Source organism: Synechococcus sp. A15-44, from assembly GCF_014280115.1.
Lineage (GTDB): Bacteria > Cyanobacteriota > Cyanobacteriia > PCC-6307 > Cyanobiaceae > Parasynechococcus.
The window spans coordinates 833,688-852,076 of the sequence record NZ_CP047938.1; the positions used below are offsets into that span (position 1 = coordinate 833,688).

At 58.4% G+C, this 18,389-nt stretch carries 17 protein-coding genes and 1 pseudogene; 13 read left to right on the forward strand and 5 right to left on the reverse strand.

What is annotated here, in order from left to right; genetic code table 11:
* Positions 1–8 precede the first annotated feature (8 nt).
* The 6 genes and pseudogenes from SynA1544_RS04590 to SynA1544_RS04615 all read left to right on the forward strand — a co-directional run bounded on the left by SynA1544_RS04590 (position 9) and on the right by SynA1544_RS04615 (position 7,368).
* Entirely contained in the window at positions 9–1,964 is a 1,956-nt protein-coding gene (locus SynA1544_RS04590; protein ID WP_186514982.1) for an ARC6/PARC6 family protein, read from the forward strand.
* Positions 1,965–2,032: 68 nt separating this feature from the next.
* Entirely contained in the window at positions 2,033–3,511 is a 1,479-nt protein-coding gene (gene ffh / locus SynA1544_RS04595) for a signal recognition particle protein (RefSeq protein ID WP_186514983.1), read from the forward strand.
* A gap of 79 nt (positions 3,512–3,590) precedes the next feature.
* Complete coding sequence (rpsP, locus tag SynA1544_RS04600) at positions 3,591–3,977, forward strand: 30S ribosomal protein S16 (RefSeq protein ID WP_186514984.1); 387 nt, start codon at positions 3,591–3,593, stop codon at positions 3,975–3,977.
* A gap of 8 nt (positions 3,978–3,985) precedes the next feature.
* Positions 3,986–4,981, forward strand: coding sequence for a PhoH family protein (locus SynA1544_RS04605; RefSeq protein WP_186514985.1), 996 nt, complete (start codon positions 3,986–3,988; stop codon positions 4,979–4,981).
* Positions 4,982–5,049: 68 nt separating this feature from the next.
* Positions 5,050–5,781, forward strand: a complete 732-nt coding sequence (locus SynA1544_RS04610; protein WP_186514986.1) for a Bax inhibitor-1 family protein — start codon at positions 5,050–5,052, stop codon at positions 5,779–5,781.
* Between the two features lie 168 nt (positions 5,782–5,949).
* A pseudogene (locus SynA1544_RS04615) lies at positions 5,950–7,368 on the forward strand (sugar porter family MFS transporter).
* Positions 7,369–7,377: 9 nt separating this feature from the next.
* Here SynA1544_RS04615 and SynA1544_RS04620 read toward each other — a convergent pair.
* Entirely contained in the window at positions 7,378–7,899 is a 522-nt protein-coding gene (locus tag SynA1544_RS04620; RefSeq protein WP_186514987.1) for a hypothetical protein, read from the reverse strand.
* Positions 7,900–7,961: 62 nt separating this feature from the next.
* Between SynA1544_RS04620 and era the strand changes: the two genes are divergently transcribed.
* From era to trmD, 4 genes are read left to right on the forward strand one after another with little or no spacing between them, the layout of a single operon-like run.
* A complete protein-coding gene (gene era, locus SynA1544_RS04625; protein WP_186514988.1) occupies positions 7,962–8,897 on the forward strand; it encodes a GTPase Era in 936 nt (311 codons plus the stop codon).
* Between the two features lie 38 nt (positions 8,898–8,935).
* Entirely contained in the window at positions 8,936–9,838 is a 903-nt protein-coding gene (locus SynA1544_RS04630; protein WP_186514989.1) for a phytanoyl-CoA dioxygenase family protein, read from the forward strand.
* Between the two features lie 21 nt (positions 9,839–9,859).
* Positions 9,860–10,321 carry a phycobiliprotein lyase gene (locus tag SynA1544_RS04635; protein ID WP_186514990.1) on the forward strand — a complete coding sequence of 154 codons (462 nt, stop codon included), beginning with the start codon at positions 9,860–9,862 and terminating at the stop codon, positions 10,319–10,321.
* A 6-nt stretch (positions 10,322–10,327) separates the two neighbouring features.
* A complete protein-coding gene (gene trmD, locus SynA1544_RS04640; protein WP_186514991.1) occupies positions 10,328–11,533 on the forward strand; it encodes a tRNA (guanosine(37)-N1)-methyltransferase TrmD in 1,206 nt (401 codons plus the stop codon).
* Between the two features lie 396 nt (positions 11,534–11,929).
* Here trmD and SynA1544_RS04645 read toward each other — a convergent pair whose 3' ends face one another.
* Genes SynA1544_RS04645 through SynA1544_RS04655 form a run of 3 tightly spaced genes read right to left on the reverse strand, consistent with a single transcriptional unit; the run spans position 11,930 to position 16,019 of the window.
* Positions 11,930–13,891: a S8 family peptidase gene (locus SynA1544_RS04645; protein WP_186514992.1), complete on the reverse strand. Its 1,962-nt coding sequence runs from the start codon at positions 13,889–13,891 to the stop codon at positions 11,930–11,932.
* Positions 13,892–13,914: 23 nt separating this feature from the next.
* Positions 13,915–14,646, reverse strand: coding sequence for a pre-peptidase C-terminal domain-containing protein (locus SynA1544_RS04650; RefSeq protein ID WP_186514993.1), 732 nt, complete (start codon positions 14,644–14,646; stop codon positions 13,915–13,917).
* Positions 14,647–14,669: 23 nt separating this feature from the next.
* A complete protein-coding gene (locus SynA1544_RS04655; RefSeq protein WP_186514994.1) occupies positions 14,670–16,019 on the reverse strand; it encodes a pre-peptidase C-terminal domain-containing protein in 1,350 nt (449 codons plus the stop codon).
* Between the two features lie 538 nt (positions 16,020–16,557).
* Here SynA1544_RS04655 and ispF point away from each other — a divergent pair.
* Genes ispF through larB form a run of 3 tightly spaced genes read left to right on the forward strand, consistent with a single transcriptional unit; the run spans position 16,558 to position 18,158 of the window.
* Positions 16,558–17,043, forward strand: coding sequence for a 2-C-methyl-D-erythritol 2,4-cyclodiphosphate synthase (ispF, locus tag SynA1544_RS04660; protein WP_186515459.1), 486 nt, complete (start codon positions 16,558–16,560; stop codon positions 17,041–17,043).
* A 48-nt stretch (positions 17,044–17,091) separates the two neighbouring features.
* Complete coding sequence (locus SynA1544_RS04665) at positions 17,092–17,487, forward strand: TIGR03792 family protein (RefSeq protein WP_255477723.1); 396 nt, start codon at positions 17,092–17,094, stop codon at positions 17,485–17,487.
* Complete coding sequence (gene larB / locus SynA1544_RS04670) at positions 17,484–18,158, forward strand: nickel pincer cofactor biosynthesis protein LarB (protein ID WP_186514996.1); 675 nt, start codon at positions 17,484–17,486, stop codon at positions 18,156–18,158. Before SynA1544_RS04665 ends, larB begins: the two co-directional genes overlap by 4 nt.
* On the opposite strand, the gene SynA1544_RS04675 is transcribed toward larB, so the two are convergent.
* Positions 18,150–18,320, reverse strand: a complete 171-nt coding sequence (locus SynA1544_RS04675) for a hypothetical protein (RefSeq protein WP_186515621.1) — start codon at positions 18,318–18,320, stop codon at positions 18,150–18,152. The genes larB and SynA1544_RS04675 overlap by 9 nt on opposite strands.
* Positions 18,321–18,389 lie beyond the last annotated feature (69 nt).

Sequence of the window (18,389 nt, forward strand, 5' to 3'; positions counted from 1 at the left end):
CGGCGCTGTTGGATCTGCCCATTGATCATTTCCGACTTCTGGGCGTCAGTCCATCGGCAGACCCTGAAGCAATTCTGCGCCGCTTGGAAACCCGCTGTGACAGTCCCCCGGATCAGGGCTTCACCCATGAAGCTCTGCTCCAGCGGGCGGATCTGCTGCGCCGCTCAGCTGATCTGCTGATCGATCCCGCCGACAGGGCCGAGTACGAAGCAGCCCTGTTGCGCCTCAGTGAATCCCATCCCAACGGCACGGTGGGCCTGGACCTTCCCACCAGCAGTGAGGTGGCGGGCCTGATGCTGCTCTGGGAGGCCCATGGCGCTGTTGAGGCCTTTCAGCTGGCCCGTCAGGGGCTCCAGCCTCCCCAGACTCCGGCTCTTGGCAGTGGCCGTGAAGCGGATCTGACGCTCCTGGCGGCCTTGGCTTGCCGCGATGCTGCCTTGGAGGAACAGGAGCAACGGCGCTACGAGTCGGCGGCCCAGCTTTTGATCGACGGCATTCAGCTGCAACAGCGGATGGGCAAGCTGCCCGACCAGCAGCGCCGGCTGGAAAACGATTTGCAGGGGCTCACCCCCTTCAGGATTCTCGATCTGCTGAGTCGTGATCTTGGCGATCAGGCCTCCCATCAACAGGGTTTGACGCTGTTGGATGAGTTGGTCGTTGCCCGGGGCGGCTTGGAGGCCGCTGATGTTGATGACGATCAGCCCGGCAGCCTCAGCCAGGAGGATTTCGAATCGTTCTTTCACCAGATACGTCGCTTCCTGACCGTTCAGGAGCAGATCGATCTGTTCAGCCGCTGGTTTGAGGCAGGCGCCGCTGATGCAGGTTTTCTCACGGTTCTGGCGCTGACTGCGGCGGGATTTTCGCGGCGCAAGCCCGAGTTCCTGGAGCAGGCGCGCGATCGGATGCAGACCCTTGCCAATGCCGAGCTCGACCCGATGCCGCTGCTGGGCTGTCTGGATCTGCTGTTGGGCAACGTCAAGGATGCGGATCGGCATTTCGCCGTCCTGCGGGATCCAGACCTGCAGGCCTGGTTCCTGAACCACCCCGGTGATCGTCTTGCAGCGCAATGCGAATACTGCAGAGCCTGGCTTGAACGCGATGTCTTGCCGGGATACCGCGACGTGGATGCCTCGGGTGCTGATCTGGATGCCTGGTTCGCCGATCGTGACGTGCAGGGCTTTGTCGATCGTCTCGATCGCAAGGCGTCGCGGCAGATCGGCGCTGAGGAGATGGCCCTGGCCTGGCCAACGGCAGGGAATGCATCAATGGAGTCCTCGCCCGACCTGGATGAATCGGTTGTGGATTCTGAGTCCGAAGACACAGACGCTCCGCCGCCGCTGTGGCAGCAACGCTGGGTTTGTCCAGCCGCTGCAGCCCTTGCGGTGGTCGGGATCGCTGTGGGAGGCATCGCCCTGGTTCGACGCAACCTGGATCCTGCGCCCCTGACGCTGGAGACGACTTCAGAAACAGCTGAGGTTGAAGCGATCGCAGACGTCGACGCTCCTTCACTGCCGCTTGCCGATGAGCCCGTCGCGAGCCTGAAGCCCGACCTTCAGCCCTCCGCTCCCTCGGAACCGCTTGTCAGTGATGCCCCGACGGAAGCAGAGCTGCAGGCCCTGGTTCAGGGATGGCTGGATGCCAAGGCTTTGGCACTCTCTGGCCAGCCGGCGGACCTTGCAGTCGTGGCCAGAGATCCTCTCGTGAAGCGCGTGGAGCGTGAACGGGCCGTCGACGCCGCTGCTGGGCGCTCCAAGGCGATTGATGCTTCGATCACCAGCATCGAGGTGGTCGACCGCAAGCCTCACAGGATTGAACTGCTGGCCCGGGTGGCCTACAGCGATCGCCTTCAGGCTGCTGATGGAACCGTCATTGATGAGACGGCACCGACTGATTTCAGCGTGACCTACGTGCTCGGCAGAGATGGAACCCAATGGCGTTTGCACGACTACATCCCGGGCTCCTGAGTTGCTTGCCCGGGTTGCTTGCCCGTCGCTTTTTACGATCACCCCATTGATCCAGGGGCGTAACGCCGATGTTCGACGAGCTTTCAGCCCGTTTTGAGGATGCGGTCAAGGGGCTGCGTGGCCAAGACAGCATCAGCGAAACCAACGTCGATGGAGCCCTGAAGGACGTCCGTCGGGCCTTGCTGGAAGCCGACGTCAGCCTGCCGGTGGTGAAGGAGTTCGTGGCTGAGGTCCGCGACAAAGCCGTTGGTGCGGAGGTGGTGCGCGGGATCAGCCCGGATCAGAAGTTCATCCAGGTGGTCCATGAACAGCTCGTGGAGGTCATGGGGGGCGACAACGCTCCTCTGGCCAAGGCAGCTGAAGCTCCCACCGTCGTGTTGATGGCCGGCCTTCAGGGTGCTGGTAAAACCACAGCAACGGCCAAGTTGGGCCTCCACCTCAAGGATCAGGGGCGACGAGCCCTGATGGTGGGGGCCGACGTCTACCGACCAGCGGCTATCGAGCAGTTGAAAACGCTCGGTGCTCAGATCGATGTGGAGGTGTTCAGCCTTGGTGCTGAAGCCAAACCGGAAGACATTGCAGCCGCTGGTCTGGCCAAGGCGAAAGAGGAAGGCTTCGACACGCTCCTGGTCGACACCGCCGGTCGCCTCCAGATCGACACCGAGATGATGGAGGAGATGGTGCGGATCCGCACTGCTGTGCAGCCCGATGAGGTGCTGCTGGTGGTGGATTCGATGATCGGTCAGGAAGCGGCCGAACTCACCCGCGCCTTCCACGACCAGGTGGGCATCACCGGAGCGGTACTCACCAAGCTTGATGGTGATTCCCGCGGTGGTGCCGCCCTTTCGATCCGCAAGGTGAGCGGTCAGCCGATCAAGTTCATCGGCACCGGAGAGAAGGTGGAGGCCCTGCAGCCGTTTCATCCCGAACGGATGGCCAGCCGCATCCTCGGCATGGGTGATGTGCTGACGCTGGTGGAGAAGGCCCAGAAGGAGGTCGAACTCGCCGACGTCGAAAAGATGCAGAAGAAGCTGCAGGAGGCGACGTTTGATTTCTCGGACTTCGTCAAGCAGATGCGCTTGATCAAGCGCATGGGCTCGCTGGGGGGTCTGATGAAAATGATCCCGGGCATGAACAAGATCGATGACGGCATGCTCAAGCAGGGGGAGCAGCAGCTCAAGCGCATCGAGGCCATGATCGGCTCGATGACCCAGCAGGAGCGGGAAAATCCCGACCTCCTGGCGAGTCAACCCTCAAGGCGTCGCCGGATTGCCAGCGGCAGCGGCCATCAGGCCGCAGATGTGGACAAGGTGCTGGCCGACTTCCAGAAAATGCGCGGCTTCATGCAGCAGATGAGCCAGGGCAACATGCCCGGTATGGGAGGCATGCCCGGAATGGGAGGCATGCCGGGCATGGGCGGAATGCCAGGAATGCCAGGAATGCCAGGAATGGGTGGAATGCCCGGAGGTGGAGGTCGTCCCGGTCGCGGTGGACCACCGAAGCGGCAGCGACCCGCCAAGAAGAAGAAGGGCTTCGGGGATCTGTGAGGGCGGAACGGTATGGTGGTTGTTTGGCGGGCCTTTGGGCGTCGCCGGACCACCTCTTTTCCTTCATTCCAGGGCCACGATGATCAAGCTCCGCCTGAAGCGGTTTGGCAAGAAGCGGGAAGCGAGCTTCCGCCTCGTGGCCTGCAACAGCACCTCCCGTCGGGACGGTCGTCCCCTGCAGGAGCTGGGCTTCTACAACCCGCGGACGAAGGAAACGCGCCTCGACACCGAGGCCATCCGTGAGCGTCTTGGTCAGGGTGCCCAACCCACCGATGTGGTTCGCACGCTGCTCGAGCGCGGCGGTCTTCTGGAAAAGACCGTGCGTCCTGCAGAAACCGTGGGCAAGGCCAAGCAAGCGGCCAAGCGTGAAGCTGATGCCAAGCAAGCCGCCAAGGAGGCTGCTGAGGCCAAGGCTGCAGCTGCTGAAGCTTCTGATTCCGCAGAATCCGAATCCACCGAGGGCTGATCATTCCGGTGTCTGACGACGGCGAACGCGGCCGTTTCGTTCTCGACCTGCCCGATCCCGATGCTGCACTTGCCCTCGCCGGTGAAGCGGAAACAACCCTGCATCGCCTGGAAGCTCTGACAGGAGCTTCCATGGTGTTGCGGGGTCTTCAACTGGTGATCACCGGGCGGCCAACGCAGATTGAAAGGGCTGCTGCGGTTGTTGAATTGGTGCGCCCAATCTGGCAGGACGGCCAGTCGGTGTCACCGGTGGACCTCCAGTCAGCGCTGGGAGCACTCAACACCGGCCGCGTTGATGATCATGCCGCCATGGGCGAGCAGGTGTTGGCGAAAAGCCAGAAGGGCAACCTGCTGCGCCCGCGCACCCTGCGCCAGAAGAAATACGTGGACGCCATGGAGCGCCACGACCTCACCTTTGCCCTCGGTCCTGCCGGCACCGGTAAAACCTTTCTCGCCACCGTTCTCGCGGTTCGGATGCTCACCGAACGCAAGGTGGAGCGTTTGATTCTCACCCGGCCGGCTGTTGAAGCCGGGGAGCGCCTGGGCTTCCTGCCGGGCGACCTGCAGCAGAAGGTGGACCCCTATCTGCGTCCGCTCTACGACGCTTTGCATTCCCTGCTCGGCGCGGAGAAAACCACTGTGCTGTTGGAGAAGGGCGTGATCGAGGTCGCTCCCCTGGCTTACATGCGAGGCCGCACCCTGAGCGATGCCTTTGTGATCCTGGATGAGGCTCAGAACACCACGCCGGCTCAGATGCGCATGGTGCTCACCCGCCTGGGGGAGCGTTCGCGAATGGTGGTGACCGGAGACATCACCCAGGTGGATCTTCCGTCCACCGTGCAGAGCGGTTTGGTGGAGGCGTCCGAGGTGTTGGAGGGCGTTGAAGGGGTTGCGGTCTGCCGCCTCACCGCTGCGGATGTGGTGCGCCATCCCCTCGTGCAGCGGGTGGTGGAGGCCTATGCCCGCCGGGACGAACGCAAAACGCCCAAAGTTCAGCGTCGATAGGGAGATCCACACCCCAATCCCTTGTCACCGCTGGCAGGATGTGATGAGTCTTTGGTGACCTGGTCGACATGCCAGCAAGCAGCAATTTCCAGGAGGCGATCCGCGAGGCGCAATCGAGCGCCCTCGTCGGCCCCAACGTCGTCAATAAAGCGCTGCCCTACGTCGGCGGCGGCATGGTGCTCACCTCAATCGGGGTGATTGGTGGTCTTTCGATGATGTCCACACCTCTGTTCATGCCCCTGTTCTGGGTGGCTGTGATCGGCAACCTGGTGCTGTTCTTCGTGGCGCAGAACGTCGCCTTGAAGGGCAACAACGCCACAGCCTTACCGCTGCTGTCGGTCTACAGCCTGATCACCGGTTTCACCCTGAGTGGTCTGGTGGCTTTGGCGGGAGCCGTTGCGGGTGTGGGTGCAGTCGGCACCGCCGCACTGGCCACCGGAATCACCTTCGTGATTGCCTCGATCGTTGGCCGTCGCATGAGCGATTCCGTTGGCCAGGCGCTCTCCGGAGTGGTGGGTCTTGGATTGATCGGCTTGATCCTGGCGATGGTCGTCCAGTTCATCGGCGGCATCTTTGCCCCTGCCATGTTCCATGGCACCAGCTTCGAGCTGATGATCGCCGGATTCGGCACCGTTCTCTTCGTGGGCGCCGCCTTCGTCGACTTCTACACGATGCCCCGCTCCTACCGGGATGACCAATACCTGGCAGGTGCCCTGAGCATGTACCTCACTTACATCAACCTGTTCATCTTCATCCTGCGCCTGATCATCGTGCTCAACGGTGGTGGTCGTCGCGACTGACCGTTACGGCTGATCGTCGCGACTGACGATGCCAACGCAATCGAATCCACATTCGCCCCGGCCTGTCTGGGGCTTTTTTGTGCCTGGCGATACGGTTTTGATTCCTTGCGGAGCAGCTGACAGCCACAGTTCGCATCGCTGCATTGTGGGTAGTGCTCTGGTGCATCTTTGGATCCTTCGGTCTCGGCCCCTGAGCTGAAGCGGCAACGGCGGCTGCTGCGCTTCATTCTTCAGATCGCCATCTCCGCGGCCCTTGGGGGGTTTCTGTTCGGTTACGACACCGCGGTGATCAATGGTGCTGTTGGCGCCATTGGTGAGGTGTTTCAGGTGTCATCCGGCGACCTGGGACGTGCGGTGGCATCGGCCCTGATCGGCTCGGCCATCGGTGCCCTGGCAGCAGGCTGGTTGTCCGACAGGATCGGTCGCCGCCACAGCATGGTGGTGGCCGCTGTGTTGTTCCTGGCCAGTGCCATCGGCTCCGCCTTGGCGCAGAGCCTCTCCGCTCTGATCGTCTGGCGGGTGATTGGAGGTTTGGGGGTCGGCTTTGCCAGCGTCTTGGCGCCGGCCTACATCGCTGAGGTGTCCCCTGCCGATCAGCGTGGCCGCTTGGGATCACTTCAGCAGCTGGCGATCGTGGTGGGGATTTTCCTGGCCCTGCTGTTCGACTACGCGATTGTGCTGTTCACCCCGGATCGCAATCCGGTGTCTGCCGTGGGTCCCCTGGCGGCATGGCGCTGGATGTTGTTGTCGGAGGTACTCCCCGCAACGCTCTATGGGCTGTTGGTGCTGGGGATTCCGGAGAGTCCCCGCTACCTCGTGCAGAAAGGGTTGCCGGAGCAGGCTCGCCTGGTGATTGAACGCACCCTTCATGAGCCGGCTCAGTAGGTGATTGCCCGGATCCAGCACAGTCTGGAGAACACCGATCACGGCCGCTGGACGGACCTTCTGGATCGGAAGAATCTGCTCGTACCCGTGGTCTGGACCGGCGTGATGCTGGCGATCTTCCAGCAGTTCGTCGGCATCAACGTCATCTTCTATTACTCCAGTGTTCTCTGGCGGGCGGTGGGCTTCAGCACCACCGACATCCTGATCGTCACGGTGATCACCTCACTCACCAATGTGGTGACCACCTTCGTGGCGATCCTGTTCATCGACCGCATCGGCCGCAAACCGCTGCTGCTGATCGGTTCTGTAGTGATGACCCTCACCCTGGGCTCGATGAGCTGGGTCTTTGCGGGTGCTGCTGTGGTGAACGGTGCCCCCCAGCTCGTCGGTATGGCGGCTGTTGTGGCGTTGTTGGCCGCCAATCTGTTCGTCTTTGCCTTCGGTTTCTCCTGGGGACCGGTGATGTGGGTGATGCTCGGCGAGATGTTCAACAACCGCATCCGCGCTGTGGCTCTGGGTCTTTGCGCGATGGTCAACTGGATCGCAAACTGGTTCATCGCCCGAACCTTTCCGCCCTTGCTGGAGGCATCAGGGCCTGCACTGGCCTATGGGCTCTATGCCACAGCGGCTGCCATCTCTTTTTTTCTGGTGCTGTTCTTCGTGCGCGAAACCAGTGGCAAGGAATTGGAGGACATGGCATGAGCTCCCGGCTCAGCCCTCAGCCACCGCATAGACGCTGTCTCCAATGGCTTGTTTCTGCTCGGCGTCGTACCCCCACTTCTCCAGGAAGGCGACGTCTTCACCGCGGTTGTCGAGGGCTGCGGCCAGCAGTTGCTCCAGACGCTCCTTCACCTCCGCTGGTTCCAGCAACCTGAGCAGTTCGATGCAGCGGCTGCTGACCCGCTCCGAGCCGGCCTGCTGCATCTCATCTCCTGTGCGCCGGTGATGCACGGCCATGGCAGTGCTCATGGCCAGATTGCGAACGCTCAGATCCACTACTCCAGCCCCGGCGCCGCGCAGCTGCCCGACGACGGCGTCGGGCAAGCGATCCATCAGCACGCTCTCGCCCGCCAGGCTCACCACGAAAAATCCCCGGGCCCCATCTCGGCTGGCCACCATCTCACCGATGCGGTCGGCCAGCACCTCATCGCTGATCTCCTCGTTGTCCCACTGCTGCAGCCAGGCCGCTGTGATCTCCATGGCCTGCTGGAAAGTGGGCTGCTGATCCGCCATGGACCTGTTCAATTCCTGCCCTAAGGCTATGGGTCGATTCAATGGCGGCGCAGACTTAGAGGATGCATGCAACTCCCCTGCCAGAGGATTACTGCTCTGGCTTCATCGCACTGATCGGTCGCCCGAACGTGGGCAAATCCACGCTGGTGAATCAGCTGGTGGGGGAGAAGGTGGCCATCACATCGCCCGTGGCCCAGACCACCCGCAATCGCCTGCGGGCCATCCTCACCACTGAGGTCGCCCAGATGGTGCTGGTGGACACGCCTGGCATCCACAAACCCCACCACTTGCTGGGGGAACGTCTGGTGAAGAGTGCCCGCAGCGCCATCGGTGAAGTGGACCTGGTGGTGTTGCTGCTGGAGGGGTGCGAGCGCCCGGGTCGCGGTGATGCCTTCATTGTGAATCTGCTGCAGCAACAGTCCCTGCCGGTGCTGGTGGCCCTGAACAAGTGGGACAAGCTGGCGGAGGAGCACCGCTCTGAAGCGGAAGAGGCCTATGCCGCCCTGCTGCAGGAGACGAACTGGCCGGTGCACCGCTGCAGCGCCCTCTCAGGCGATGGCTGCGCAGAGCTCACAGCAGCGATGGCGGCTCAGTTGCCCTTGGGGCCACAGCTGTATCCGCCCGAGATGGTGAGTGATCAACCGGAGCGGGTGCTGCTGGGTGAACTCATTCGCGAGCAGGTGCTTCTGCACACGCGGGAGGAGGTGCCCCATAGCGTTGCCGTCACCATTGATCGCGTTGAGGAGTTGCCGGCCAAGGGCAAAGGTGCGGGTCGGACGGCCGTCCTGGCCACGGTTCTGGTGGAACGGAAGAGTCAGAAGGGAATCCTGATCGGCAAAGGCGGAGCGATGCTCAAGACGATCGGCCAGGGGGCGCGGCTGCAGATGCAGGTGTTGATTGATGGCCCGGTGTATCTGGAGCTGTTCGTCAAGGTGGTGCCCGATTGGCGCAGCAAACCGGCCCGCTTGGCGGAGCTGGGTTACACGGGAGATCAATAACCGCCCTCTTGATGGCATCAGCGCGTAATGTCGCGCCCATGCTTTCGCTGCTGACGCGCACCAAGAGCTTTCGGGACCCCTGGGTCGGTCACCCGGATCTGAACCGACGCTGGCAGCTGCATCGACGCCGGGTTCAGCTGGCCGAGACGCTGTGCCTCTGGAGGCGCCTGCTGCGACCAGCTCAGCTGGCCAGTCTGGAGCGGGATGGTTTTGTGGTGCTGGAGAACTTTCTGGCGCAGCAGGAGTTTGAGGCCTTGCGCGATGAGGTGGAGGCCGTGGTTGCTCGCGCCTCACGCCTGCATCCGGCACCGGACAACAGCCGGCCTGGCTTTCGCCCAAAACAACCCTTCCCCGGGGGGTTTGACCGTTTCGACGGAGGAACCCTCAACCGCTTTCTGCACATCGATCCCGAGCAGATGCCTCGGGCCGCTGCCTTTTCCCATGACCAGCGGCTCAGTGCGGGATCGCGCAAGGTCATCGGCTTGCCGATGAATCCGCGCAAGCTGGACATCTACCTCACCGTGCATGGCGAGGAGACCCGCACGCCCGATCTGCAGAAGGTGCTGCATCGCGACACGTTCTTCCGTGCTCTGAAGTTCTGGTTCTTTCTGCGGCCGGTGCAACGTCAGGACGGTCCCTTCGAATACGTCCCGGGCAGCCATCGTCTCGATCCATCCCGCCTGCGGTGGGAGCAGACCACAGCCACTGCAGCTGCCGAAGAACGGCGCCAGCCCGATGTTTCGGGATCGTTCCGCATTCGCGAAGAGTCCCTGGCCGAACTGGGTCTGCCCAGGCCTGTTGCCCTCACCTGCCCCGCCAACACCCTGGTGCTGGCGGACGTGTTCGGCTTTCACCGGCGCGGAGCCGCCGCCCATGGGCAGCAGCGGTTGGCGCTCTACGGCTGGAACCGCCCCTATCCATTCCTCCCCATCAGCTGGTGATCCGGCTGAGAGGATGGGCGCATGAGTGAACAAGCCTTTCCCCCGGAAGACCCTGGCTCCTTCCTGAGCCTCTGCGACGGGGAGTGGATGAGCCTCCGCAGCTGCTTTGAGCTGGCAGCTGGTGGTGATGACGAGTGGCACAGCAGCGAACGGGGTGATCTCACCGTCCGCTGCGTGGCAGAGCAGGGGGCTCTCGGCCAATTGCAGGTGCAGGCCCCTGGTGGAACCAGCAGCACCCTCACCTTCGCCGCTGATGGAGAGCTGATCCTCGATGGTGATTCCCCAGGTAACTGGAGGTTCTGGCCTGACGGCAGCATGGAGCTCAACCTCAGCCGGCCTGACGGCGTGCAGGTTCAGGAGCGGATCTGGTTCACACGGGCCAACCTGCGCCTGCGCAGCACCACGGCGGTGGATGCGCAGGGAACACCGGTGCAGGGCAGTTTCTGCACGGACATCCGCAGGGTGTCCAAACCCGCAGCCTGAGGCGGCATGGCCCCCTACCGCCTTGATGTGGTGAGCCTGGCGCCGCAGGCGTTTGCTCCTCTGCTGGAGCTGGGGGTGATCGGTCGTGCCTTCAACGCGGGCATTGCCGAGTTGCATCTGCACAACCCCAGGGACTTCGCCACGGATCGCCATCGCAAGGTGGACGACGAGCCTTACGGGGGCGGTGCCGGCATGGTGCTCAAGCCCGAGCCGGTGTTCGCCGCGATGGAGGCGATTCCCCGCAGTCCCCGCAGCCGGGTGCTGTTGATGTCACCGCAGGGGCGCCCCCTGCAGCAGGCGGATCTGCAGCGTTGGTCCAGTGACCACGATCAACTGGTTTTCCTCTGCGGTCACTACGAGGGCTTCGACGAGCGGATTCGCGGCCTGGCCGATGAGGAGGTGTCGATGGGTGATTTCGTCCTCACCGGTGGTGAGCTGCCGGCGATGACGGTGATCAACGGTGTGGTGCGTCTGCTGCCCGGCACGGTGGGAACGGCCGATTCCCTGGTGGAGGAAAGCCACAGTGCGCTCCTCCTAGAACACCCGCACTACACCCGCCCCGCCGACTTCCGCGGCATGACCGTGCCGGATGTGCTGCGCAGTGGCGACCACGGTGCCATCGCCCGATGGCGCCAGGAGCAGCGGGAGCAGCGCACCCGCGAGCGGCGGCCCGATCTGTTTGCCCGCTGGCAGACCGCGACAATGAATGACCCTTCAGACCCCGGCATGGAGCTGCGCATCGGCAACGGATACGACATCCATCGGCTGGTGCCGGGACGGGCCCTCATCCTCGGGGGCGTGACCCTGGAGCATCCGGACGGTCTGGGCCTGGATGGGCACAGCGATGCCGATGTGCTGGTGCATGCCGTGATGGATGCCCTACTCGGGGCCCTCGCCCTCGGTGATATCGGCAAGTACTTCCCCCCCACCGATCCCCAATGGAAAGGGGCCGACAGCTTGAAGCTGCTGGATCAGGTGGTGAAGCTGGTGAAGGAGCGCGGCTGGTCGGTGGTGAACATCGATGCGGTGGTGATTGCCGAGCGCCCCAAGCTCAAGCCGCATATTGCGGAGATGAGCAGCCGGATGGCGTCAGCGATCGGCATTGCCCCCGATGCCGTGGGTGTGAAGGCCACCACCAACGAAGGCTTGGGTCCGGAGGGACGGGAAGAGGGCATCAGTTGCCAGGCTGTGGCCCTGCTGCAGCGGAGCTGATTGAGAGACTGTGATCCTTCTTTTGGACCAGCAATGTCTATGGAAGGTTGAAAATAATCTGAGGATTTCGCTTGTCCAGTGTAGTCGTTTTGGTTGTTACTTGTTGATAGCCTTTAATTCTCAATGTGTAATGAATTGTGTGCACGGTCCGTTTCGATGTTTGGAAGAAATGGGTCTGGGATAGTAGCTCTCAGGCTTTATTGACCTCAGAGGCTATTTTATATGGCGCTCAATTGCGACTCGTTGATGCTCTAATTTGGCGGCATAACGCTTAACATTGGTTGATGCCGGCTTCTGATCCTGATTGCGGCTGACTTGTCGCCAGAGTTGACTTAGTGGTGTGTACGGCTGAGCTAAAAAAATTATTGGCGATGTTGCATGTCAAGTTCTAGGAATTTATGTAATGCCCCAAACTTGATCGGCTTCAAAGTAATCAAATTGATTTGAATTAAGAAGCTCTGAAATCAAGGAGTGGCTTTCAGTTGCAGAATTCAATTCAAATGTGAACAAGTTGTTGGTTAACTGTTCCCAGCCAAAGCTGTGCGAATTGATGGCATATTCGTCTCCCCACGAGCTGGACGATGGACTATTGCAGGAAAGGCGTCCAATCCAAGTTCCTGTTAAATCGTCACAACTAAAGGAGCCAATCGTATCCGAAGTCAAATATCTTGAGTAGTTCGTTAATGCGTCGTAGTTGCTTGAATTAAGAGGATCTTGAGATCCGGAGGAAGCGCTTGTGTCATTGTTACTAGCAGTACCTGTTAGTAAATCCTCAATGGTTTCAGCCGATAGATTTGAATCATGCCCAATCAGCAATGCTGCTGCGCCTGCTACGTGAGGCGTAGCCATTGAAGTTCCATTGTATGAATCGTAGTTGTTATCTGGAATTGTAGAATAGATGTTGACACCTGGAGCAGTTACATAATCCAGTGCTGTGTCTCCAGCTAGATTTGAAAAATAAGCCATCTCTCCACTTTGATCCACAGCCCCAACAGCTAATCCATAGCTAACGGCATGAGCTGCAGGATAATCGGGGCTTGATCCACCGGAATTACCTGCTGCCATAACAACCACCGAGCCGAGTCTTGTGGCATTTGCAATGGCATCATTCATTGCTTGACTATATCCACCACCTCCAAGAGATAAGTTAATTACATTGGCCCCATTCTCTGCTGCCCAAGTTATTCCATTGATAACGTCAATCGTAGTCCCTGAGCCATTATCATTTAGCACTCGGATGGGCATAATTTGTGCATCGAAAGCGACGCCAGTTATGCCAAAGCCGTCATTGGCTCCTGCAATTGTGCCGGCTACATGTGTGCCATGGCCATTGCCATCATCGGCGACTGAGTCATTACTGACAAAATCGTATCCTTGAACAATTCTTCCGGAGAATTCTGGGTGGTCGAGGTCAACTCCCGTATCGACAACAGCAACTACAGTTCCATTACCTGTGGCACCCGAAAATCCGCCACTTGGAGTCCAGACTTCAGGTGCATAAATATTGTCTAGTGACCATAGATTGCCTCCCAAATCTGCAACTGAATCAAGGGTAATTCCAAGTATTTCTTCGAATGCTGCTTGAATGTTGATTTGTCCATAGCCATTTTGGGGGCTATAGCCCGGTGGGTACACTCCTGTTTCACTAGCAGATATTGAGTAACTACCTGTTCCTGCATCATTGTAGGCGCCAACCCCCAAGAAATATTTGCCAGTGGACGGCGCTAGGAAGTCATTAATTGCGCTATTAAGAGTGCCATTGTGATCGTCATTGAAGTCTATTAGTGCGCCACTGTTGTTGTAAAGCCTCAAGTAGGGATCACTAAGGCTTTGGCCGATAACTGCAAAGTTGTAGATACCGCCTGTTGTTAGATTAACTTCGAACCAATCGCGATCTCCAGCTTCTTCCAGTGTCCCGTTTGCCGTACTTTCAATGCCCAGAAGACCGCTTGTGCTGGGAGTGTCGCCAAAGTCGTCGTTAGTTTCTGGCGGAAGGGCAGGAAGACTGACCGGGTCTGAAAAAATTGTTTCAGTAAATCCATCTCCATCGACATAGCTTAGCCTTGCTCTAATTGATGACCCGGCGATGCCTGGGATAACTGTTAGTGTTTCTGAAGAGCCAAGTGAGCTCCAGTTCTGGCCATTATCAGTTGAATTCTCCCAAAGTGGGGATTGTGATCCAAGGTCACCATTTCCGTCTGGGTCGTCTGCCTCCAACTGAACTGAGAGGATTCCCTCTTGTTCAGTATCACCAGTAATTAGAATCGATGCCTCTCCATCATTGATGATTGGCTCTAATTTATTAGCAGTTACTAAATAGCTGCCTGTTCCTGCATCATTGTAGGCGCCAACCCCCAAGAAATATTTGCCAGTGGACGGCGCTAGGAAGTCATTGATTGCGCTATTAAGAGTGCCATTGTGCCTGTTCCTGCATCATTGTAGGCGCCAACCCCCAAGAAATATTTGCCAGTGGACGGCGCTAGGAAGTCATTAATTGCGCTATTAAGAGTGCCATTGTGATCGTCATTGAAGTCTATTAGTGCGCCACTGTTGTTGTAAAGCCTCAAGTAGGGATCACTAAGGCTTTGGCCGATAACTGCAAAGTTGTAGATACCGCCTGTTGTTAGATTAACTTCGAACCAATCGCGATCTCCAGCTTCTTCCAGTGTCCCGTTTGCCGTACTTTCAATGCCCAGAAGACCGCTTGTGCTGGGAGTGTCGCCAAAGTCGTCGTTAGTTTCTGGCGGAAGGGCAGGAAGACTGACCGGGTCTGAAAAAATTGTTTCAGTAAATCCATCTCCATCGACATAGCTTAGCCTTGCTCTAATTAATGAGCCGGCGATGCCTGGGATAACTGTTAGTGTTTCTGAAGAGCCAAGTGAGCTCCAGTTCTGGCCATTATCAGTTGAATTCTCCCAAAGTGGGGATTGTGATCCAAGGTCACCATTTCCGTCTGGGTCGTCTGCCTCCAACTGAACTGAGAGGATTCCCTCTTGTTCAGTATCACCAGTAATTAGAATCGATGCCTCTCCATCATTGATGATTGGCTCTAATTTATTAGCAGTTACTAAATAGCTGCCTGTTCCTGCATCATTGTAGGCGCCAACCCCCAAGAAATATTTGCCAGTGGACGGCGCTAGGAAGTCATTAATTGCGCTATTAAGAGTGCCATTGTGCCTGTTCCTGCATCATTGTAGGCGCCAACCCCCAAGAAATATTTGCCAGTGGACGGCGCTAGGAAGTCATTAATTGCGCTATTAAGAGTGCCATTGTGATCGTCATTGAAGTCTATTAGTGCGCCACTGTTGTTGTAAAGCCTCAAGTAGGGATCACTAAGGCTTTGGCCGATAACTGCAAAGTTGTAGATACCGCCTGTTGTTAGATTAACTTCGAACCAATCGCGATCTCCAGCTTCTTCCAGTGTCCCGTTTGCCGTACTTTCAATGCCCAGAAGACCGCTTGTGCTGGGAGTGTCGCCAAAGTCGTCGTTAGTTTCTGGCGGAAGGGCAGGAAGACTGACCGGGTCTGAAAAAATTGTTTCAGTAAATCCATCTCCATCGACATAGCTTAGCCTTGCTCTAATTAATGAGCCGGCGATGCCTGGGATAACTGTTAGTGTTTCTGAAGAGCCAAGTGAGCTCCAGTTCTGGCCATTATCAGTTGAATTCTCCCAAAGTGGGGATTGTGATCCAAGGTCACCATTTCCGTCTGGGTCGTCTGCCTCCAACTGAACTGAGAGGATTCCACCTTGTTGAGTATCACCAGTAATTAGAATTGATGCCTCGCCATCATTCTCACTTGGAGGTTCGGAGGGGTCTTCAATTTGTCCGTCATTGTTAAGGTCTATATTGAAAATCGATTCATAGCCTTGTTGCTGATAAAAGTCTCCTGATTCCCAGCCTGTTCCTGAATGTATTCTTCCTTCAGGAGTGGTAAACCAGAGTCGATATTGGCCTGATCTCCTGTTGCTGGTTCCTGATCTCAGAACTGCAAAGCCATCATTAACTTTGCCAGCGGCGATGACATCCCATTGTCTATTGCTGGCATCATTAAAAGTTCTCCCTCTCCTGTCGGTAATTGTAATCCCCTGCCCATCGCTATAAATCTGATATGCAAATTGTTCGCTGCCATCCACTATTCCATTGTCGTCGGCGTCAGCGATGACATTTTGTTCGATAAAAAGTGTGCTGATTGATTCTTCTCTCGTTAACCATTGAGATCTGTTCGTGATTTCTCCATTTTGATTGGTAAAAAATATCCGATATTGTCCTTCTCTTCTTGATGAGGTTCCGTGAGCTAAAAGGGCGTAGCCATCATCCGTTCTTGTTGCTAGCTCAATATCCCAATGTCTTGATGTTCTCGAGCTTATGGCTCTGCCTCGTCTCGAAGCAATGGTTATGAATTCACCGTCCTCAAAAGTGTATTGTGTGCGTCGTCCTGTTGGAACAGAATATACTTGGAATAAGTCCCTAGAGCTACTTGTCATTTTACTCTGCTCCGCTGATACTGTGAGTAGATTATTTCATTTATAGACGCTTTTGTCCTCGATGTCAACATTTCTAAGAGGTTTCTAAGTGCTTATTTATTTGATTGACATGATCCCAAGTTGTTGAGGGGAAGAGGGTCATGCAGTTGTTGATTTTTTGTTCATAGGTTTTTGTGGGCACCGCCTAAATCCGTGGCTTTAACTGCTGGCTCATGTTGCTACCTTAGCTATTGCTCTGGCATCCATCGCTCTTGAGGCAATCACTTGGCTCGTAGGTCAGTGATCACGTTTTCTCCGTTCAATATCTGGAAATTCCTGAGTTGTTAGGTTCCATTCTCGTTGTGACTCACTTGTTGCAGCAATAGGGCAGTGCCATCTGGCGTTGATCGCCCTTTCTCTGCTGGGATGAAAGCAGTGTTGCTCCTGCACGTTTTCCGAGAGATGGCTAGATCAAGCTGGATGATGAATTTTCTGCTCGAGACTGCATCTGTTTGCCCGCTGGCAGACCGCGACAATGGATGACCCTTCAGATCCCGGCATGGAGCTGCGCATCGGCACCGGATACGACATCCATCGGCTGGTGCCCGGACGGGCCCTCATCGTCGGGGGTGTGACCCTGGACCATCCCGATGGTCTTGGCCTGGATGGCCACAGCGATGCCGATGTGCTGGTGCATGCGGTGATGGATGCGCTGCTCGGGGCCCTCGCCCTCGGTGATATCGGCAAGTACTTCCCCCCCACCGATCCCCAATGGAAAGGGGCCGACAGCTTGAAGCTGCTGGATCAGGTGGTGAAGCTGGTGAAGGAGCGCGGCTGGTCGGTGGTGAACATCGATGCGGTGGTGATTGCCGAGCGCCCCAAGCTCAAGCCGCATATTGCGGAGATGAGCAGCCGGATGGCGTCAGCGATCGGCATTGCCCCCGATGCCGTGGGTGTGAAGGCCACCACCAACGAAGGCTTGGGTCCGGAGGGACGGGAAGAGGGCATCAGTTGCCAGGCTGTGGCCCTGCTGCAGCGGAGCTGAACCGTGCATCGCCTCAGGTCTGTTCTGCTTAGGGTCATTGCACCTTGTTTGGCGCTGGTTCTGTTGTTGGGCGGGCTTTCGGAGACAGAGGTTCGGGCAGAGTCCGACCCGACACGTGCTGACGTGGTGGCTGTGGTGGAGCACCTGCGGCTGCAGGTCCCCCGGGAGAGCCGTGAGCAGTGGATGGCGGCGGAACGCGGCAGCTGGGAGCCTTGGCTGAAGCAACAGCCAGGTTTTCTGGGCCGTGATCTGTTCTGGGATCCGGCCACCGAAGAGGGAACGTTGCTGATTCGTTGGAGCAGTCGTCAGGCATGGAAATCGATCTCCATGGCCGAGGTGCAGACGGTTCAGGAGCGCTTCGAGACCTTGGCCCGCGAGCAAACAGGACAGCGCCAGGGCAACCCGTTCCCGCTGGTGTTTGAAGGGGAACTGTTGCCGCAGTGACCACGCCGGATGCTCGCCTCGATCTGCGGCGCCGCCAGCGCTTGGGCATGGTCGAGGCCGTGTGGGGGGAACACAAGACAGCCGATCAGATCATCGCCATCCTTGAAAGCTTTGCCGCAGCAGGAGAACTGGGTCTGGTGACCCGGGTGGATCCCGAAAAGGCGGCTCGGGTGTGTGAGGCGTTGCCGGCGGTGGAGCTGCATGCCGACGCTCGCTGCCTCACCCTGGGTGCACTGCCTCCTGTGCCTGCGTCACCGGCTGCGGTGGCGGTGCTCAGTGGAGGCAGCAGTGATCGCACGGTGGTGGCGGAGGTCAGCTTGGCCCTGCGTTGCCACGGCATCGGCGTGGATCCTGTGGTGGATGTGGGGGTGGCTGGATTGCACCGCTTGCTGGATCAACTGCCCCGTCTGGCCACGGCGCGGATCCTGATCGCCTGCGCGGGAATGGAGGGTGCGTTGCCGACGGTGCTGGCTGGTCTGGTGCCGCAACCGGTGATCGGCGTCCCGGTTTCGGTTGGCTATGGAATCAGCGCAGGGGGACGAACCGCTTTGGAAGGTATGCTCGCCAGCTGTGCCCCAGGCTTGACGGTGGTGAATATCGACAACGGCTACGGTGCAGCCATGGCTGCATTGCGGATGCTCAGGGGCTGTGCCCCGGGTGCTTCAAGCTGAGGCTTCAAGCCGCAGCGGAGGATCGATCTGGCCGAGACGCTGCAGCTCAGCACTGTTGTGATCGCACTCCACCTGCTGAAGCGCATGCACAAGAGCATCGAGATCAGCCCGCGCCAGCTCACCGTCCTGTTGCCATTGCATTGAGCGGGGGTCGGGAGCCAACGCTGGAGGTGCGCAATCGGATCAAGTCAAGCTAGGCCTGATTGCTGGGGAGAAATACTCAGAAAACCT

Coding starts and splice junctions, on each gene's coding strand:
- ispF (WP_186515459.1), top strand. CDS start 16,558: ATGGAGCTGCGCATCGGCACCGGATACGACATCCATCGGCTGGTGCCC.
- SynA1544_RS04655 (WP_186514994.1), bottom strand. CDS start 16,019: ATGACAAGTAGCTCTAGGGACTTATTCCAAGTATATTCTGTTCCAACA.
- SynA1544_RS04630 (WP_186514989.1), top strand. CDS start 8,936: ATGCTTTCGCTGCTGACGCGCACCAAGAGCTTTCGGGACCCCTGGGTC.
- era (WP_186514988.1), top strand. CDS start 7,962: ATGCATGCAACTCCCCTGCCAGAGGATTACTGCTCTGGCTTCATCGCA.
- SynA1544_RS04635 (WP_186514990.1), top strand. CDS start 9,860: ATGAGTGAACAAGCCTTTCCCCCGGAAGACCCTGGCTCCTTCCTGAGC.
- trmD (WP_186514991.1), top strand. CDS start 10,328: ATGGCCCCCTACCGCCTTGATGTGGTGAGCCTGGCGCCGCAGGCGTTT.
- rpsP (WP_186514984.1), top strand. CDS start 3,591: ATGATCAAGCTCCGCCTGAAGCGGTTTGGCAAGAAGCGGGAAGCGAGC.
- SynA1544_RS04620 (WP_186514987.1), bottom strand. CDS start 7,899: ATGGCGGATCAGCAGCCCACTTTCCAGCAGGCCATGGAGATCACAGCG.
- ffh (WP_186514983.1), top strand. CDS start 2,033: ATGTTCGACGAGCTTTCAGCCCGTTTTGAGGATGCGGTCAAGGGGCTG.
- SynA1544_RS04610 (WP_186514986.1), top strand. CDS start 5,050: ATGCCAGCAAGCAGCAATTTCCAGGAGGCGATCCGCGAGGCGCAATCG.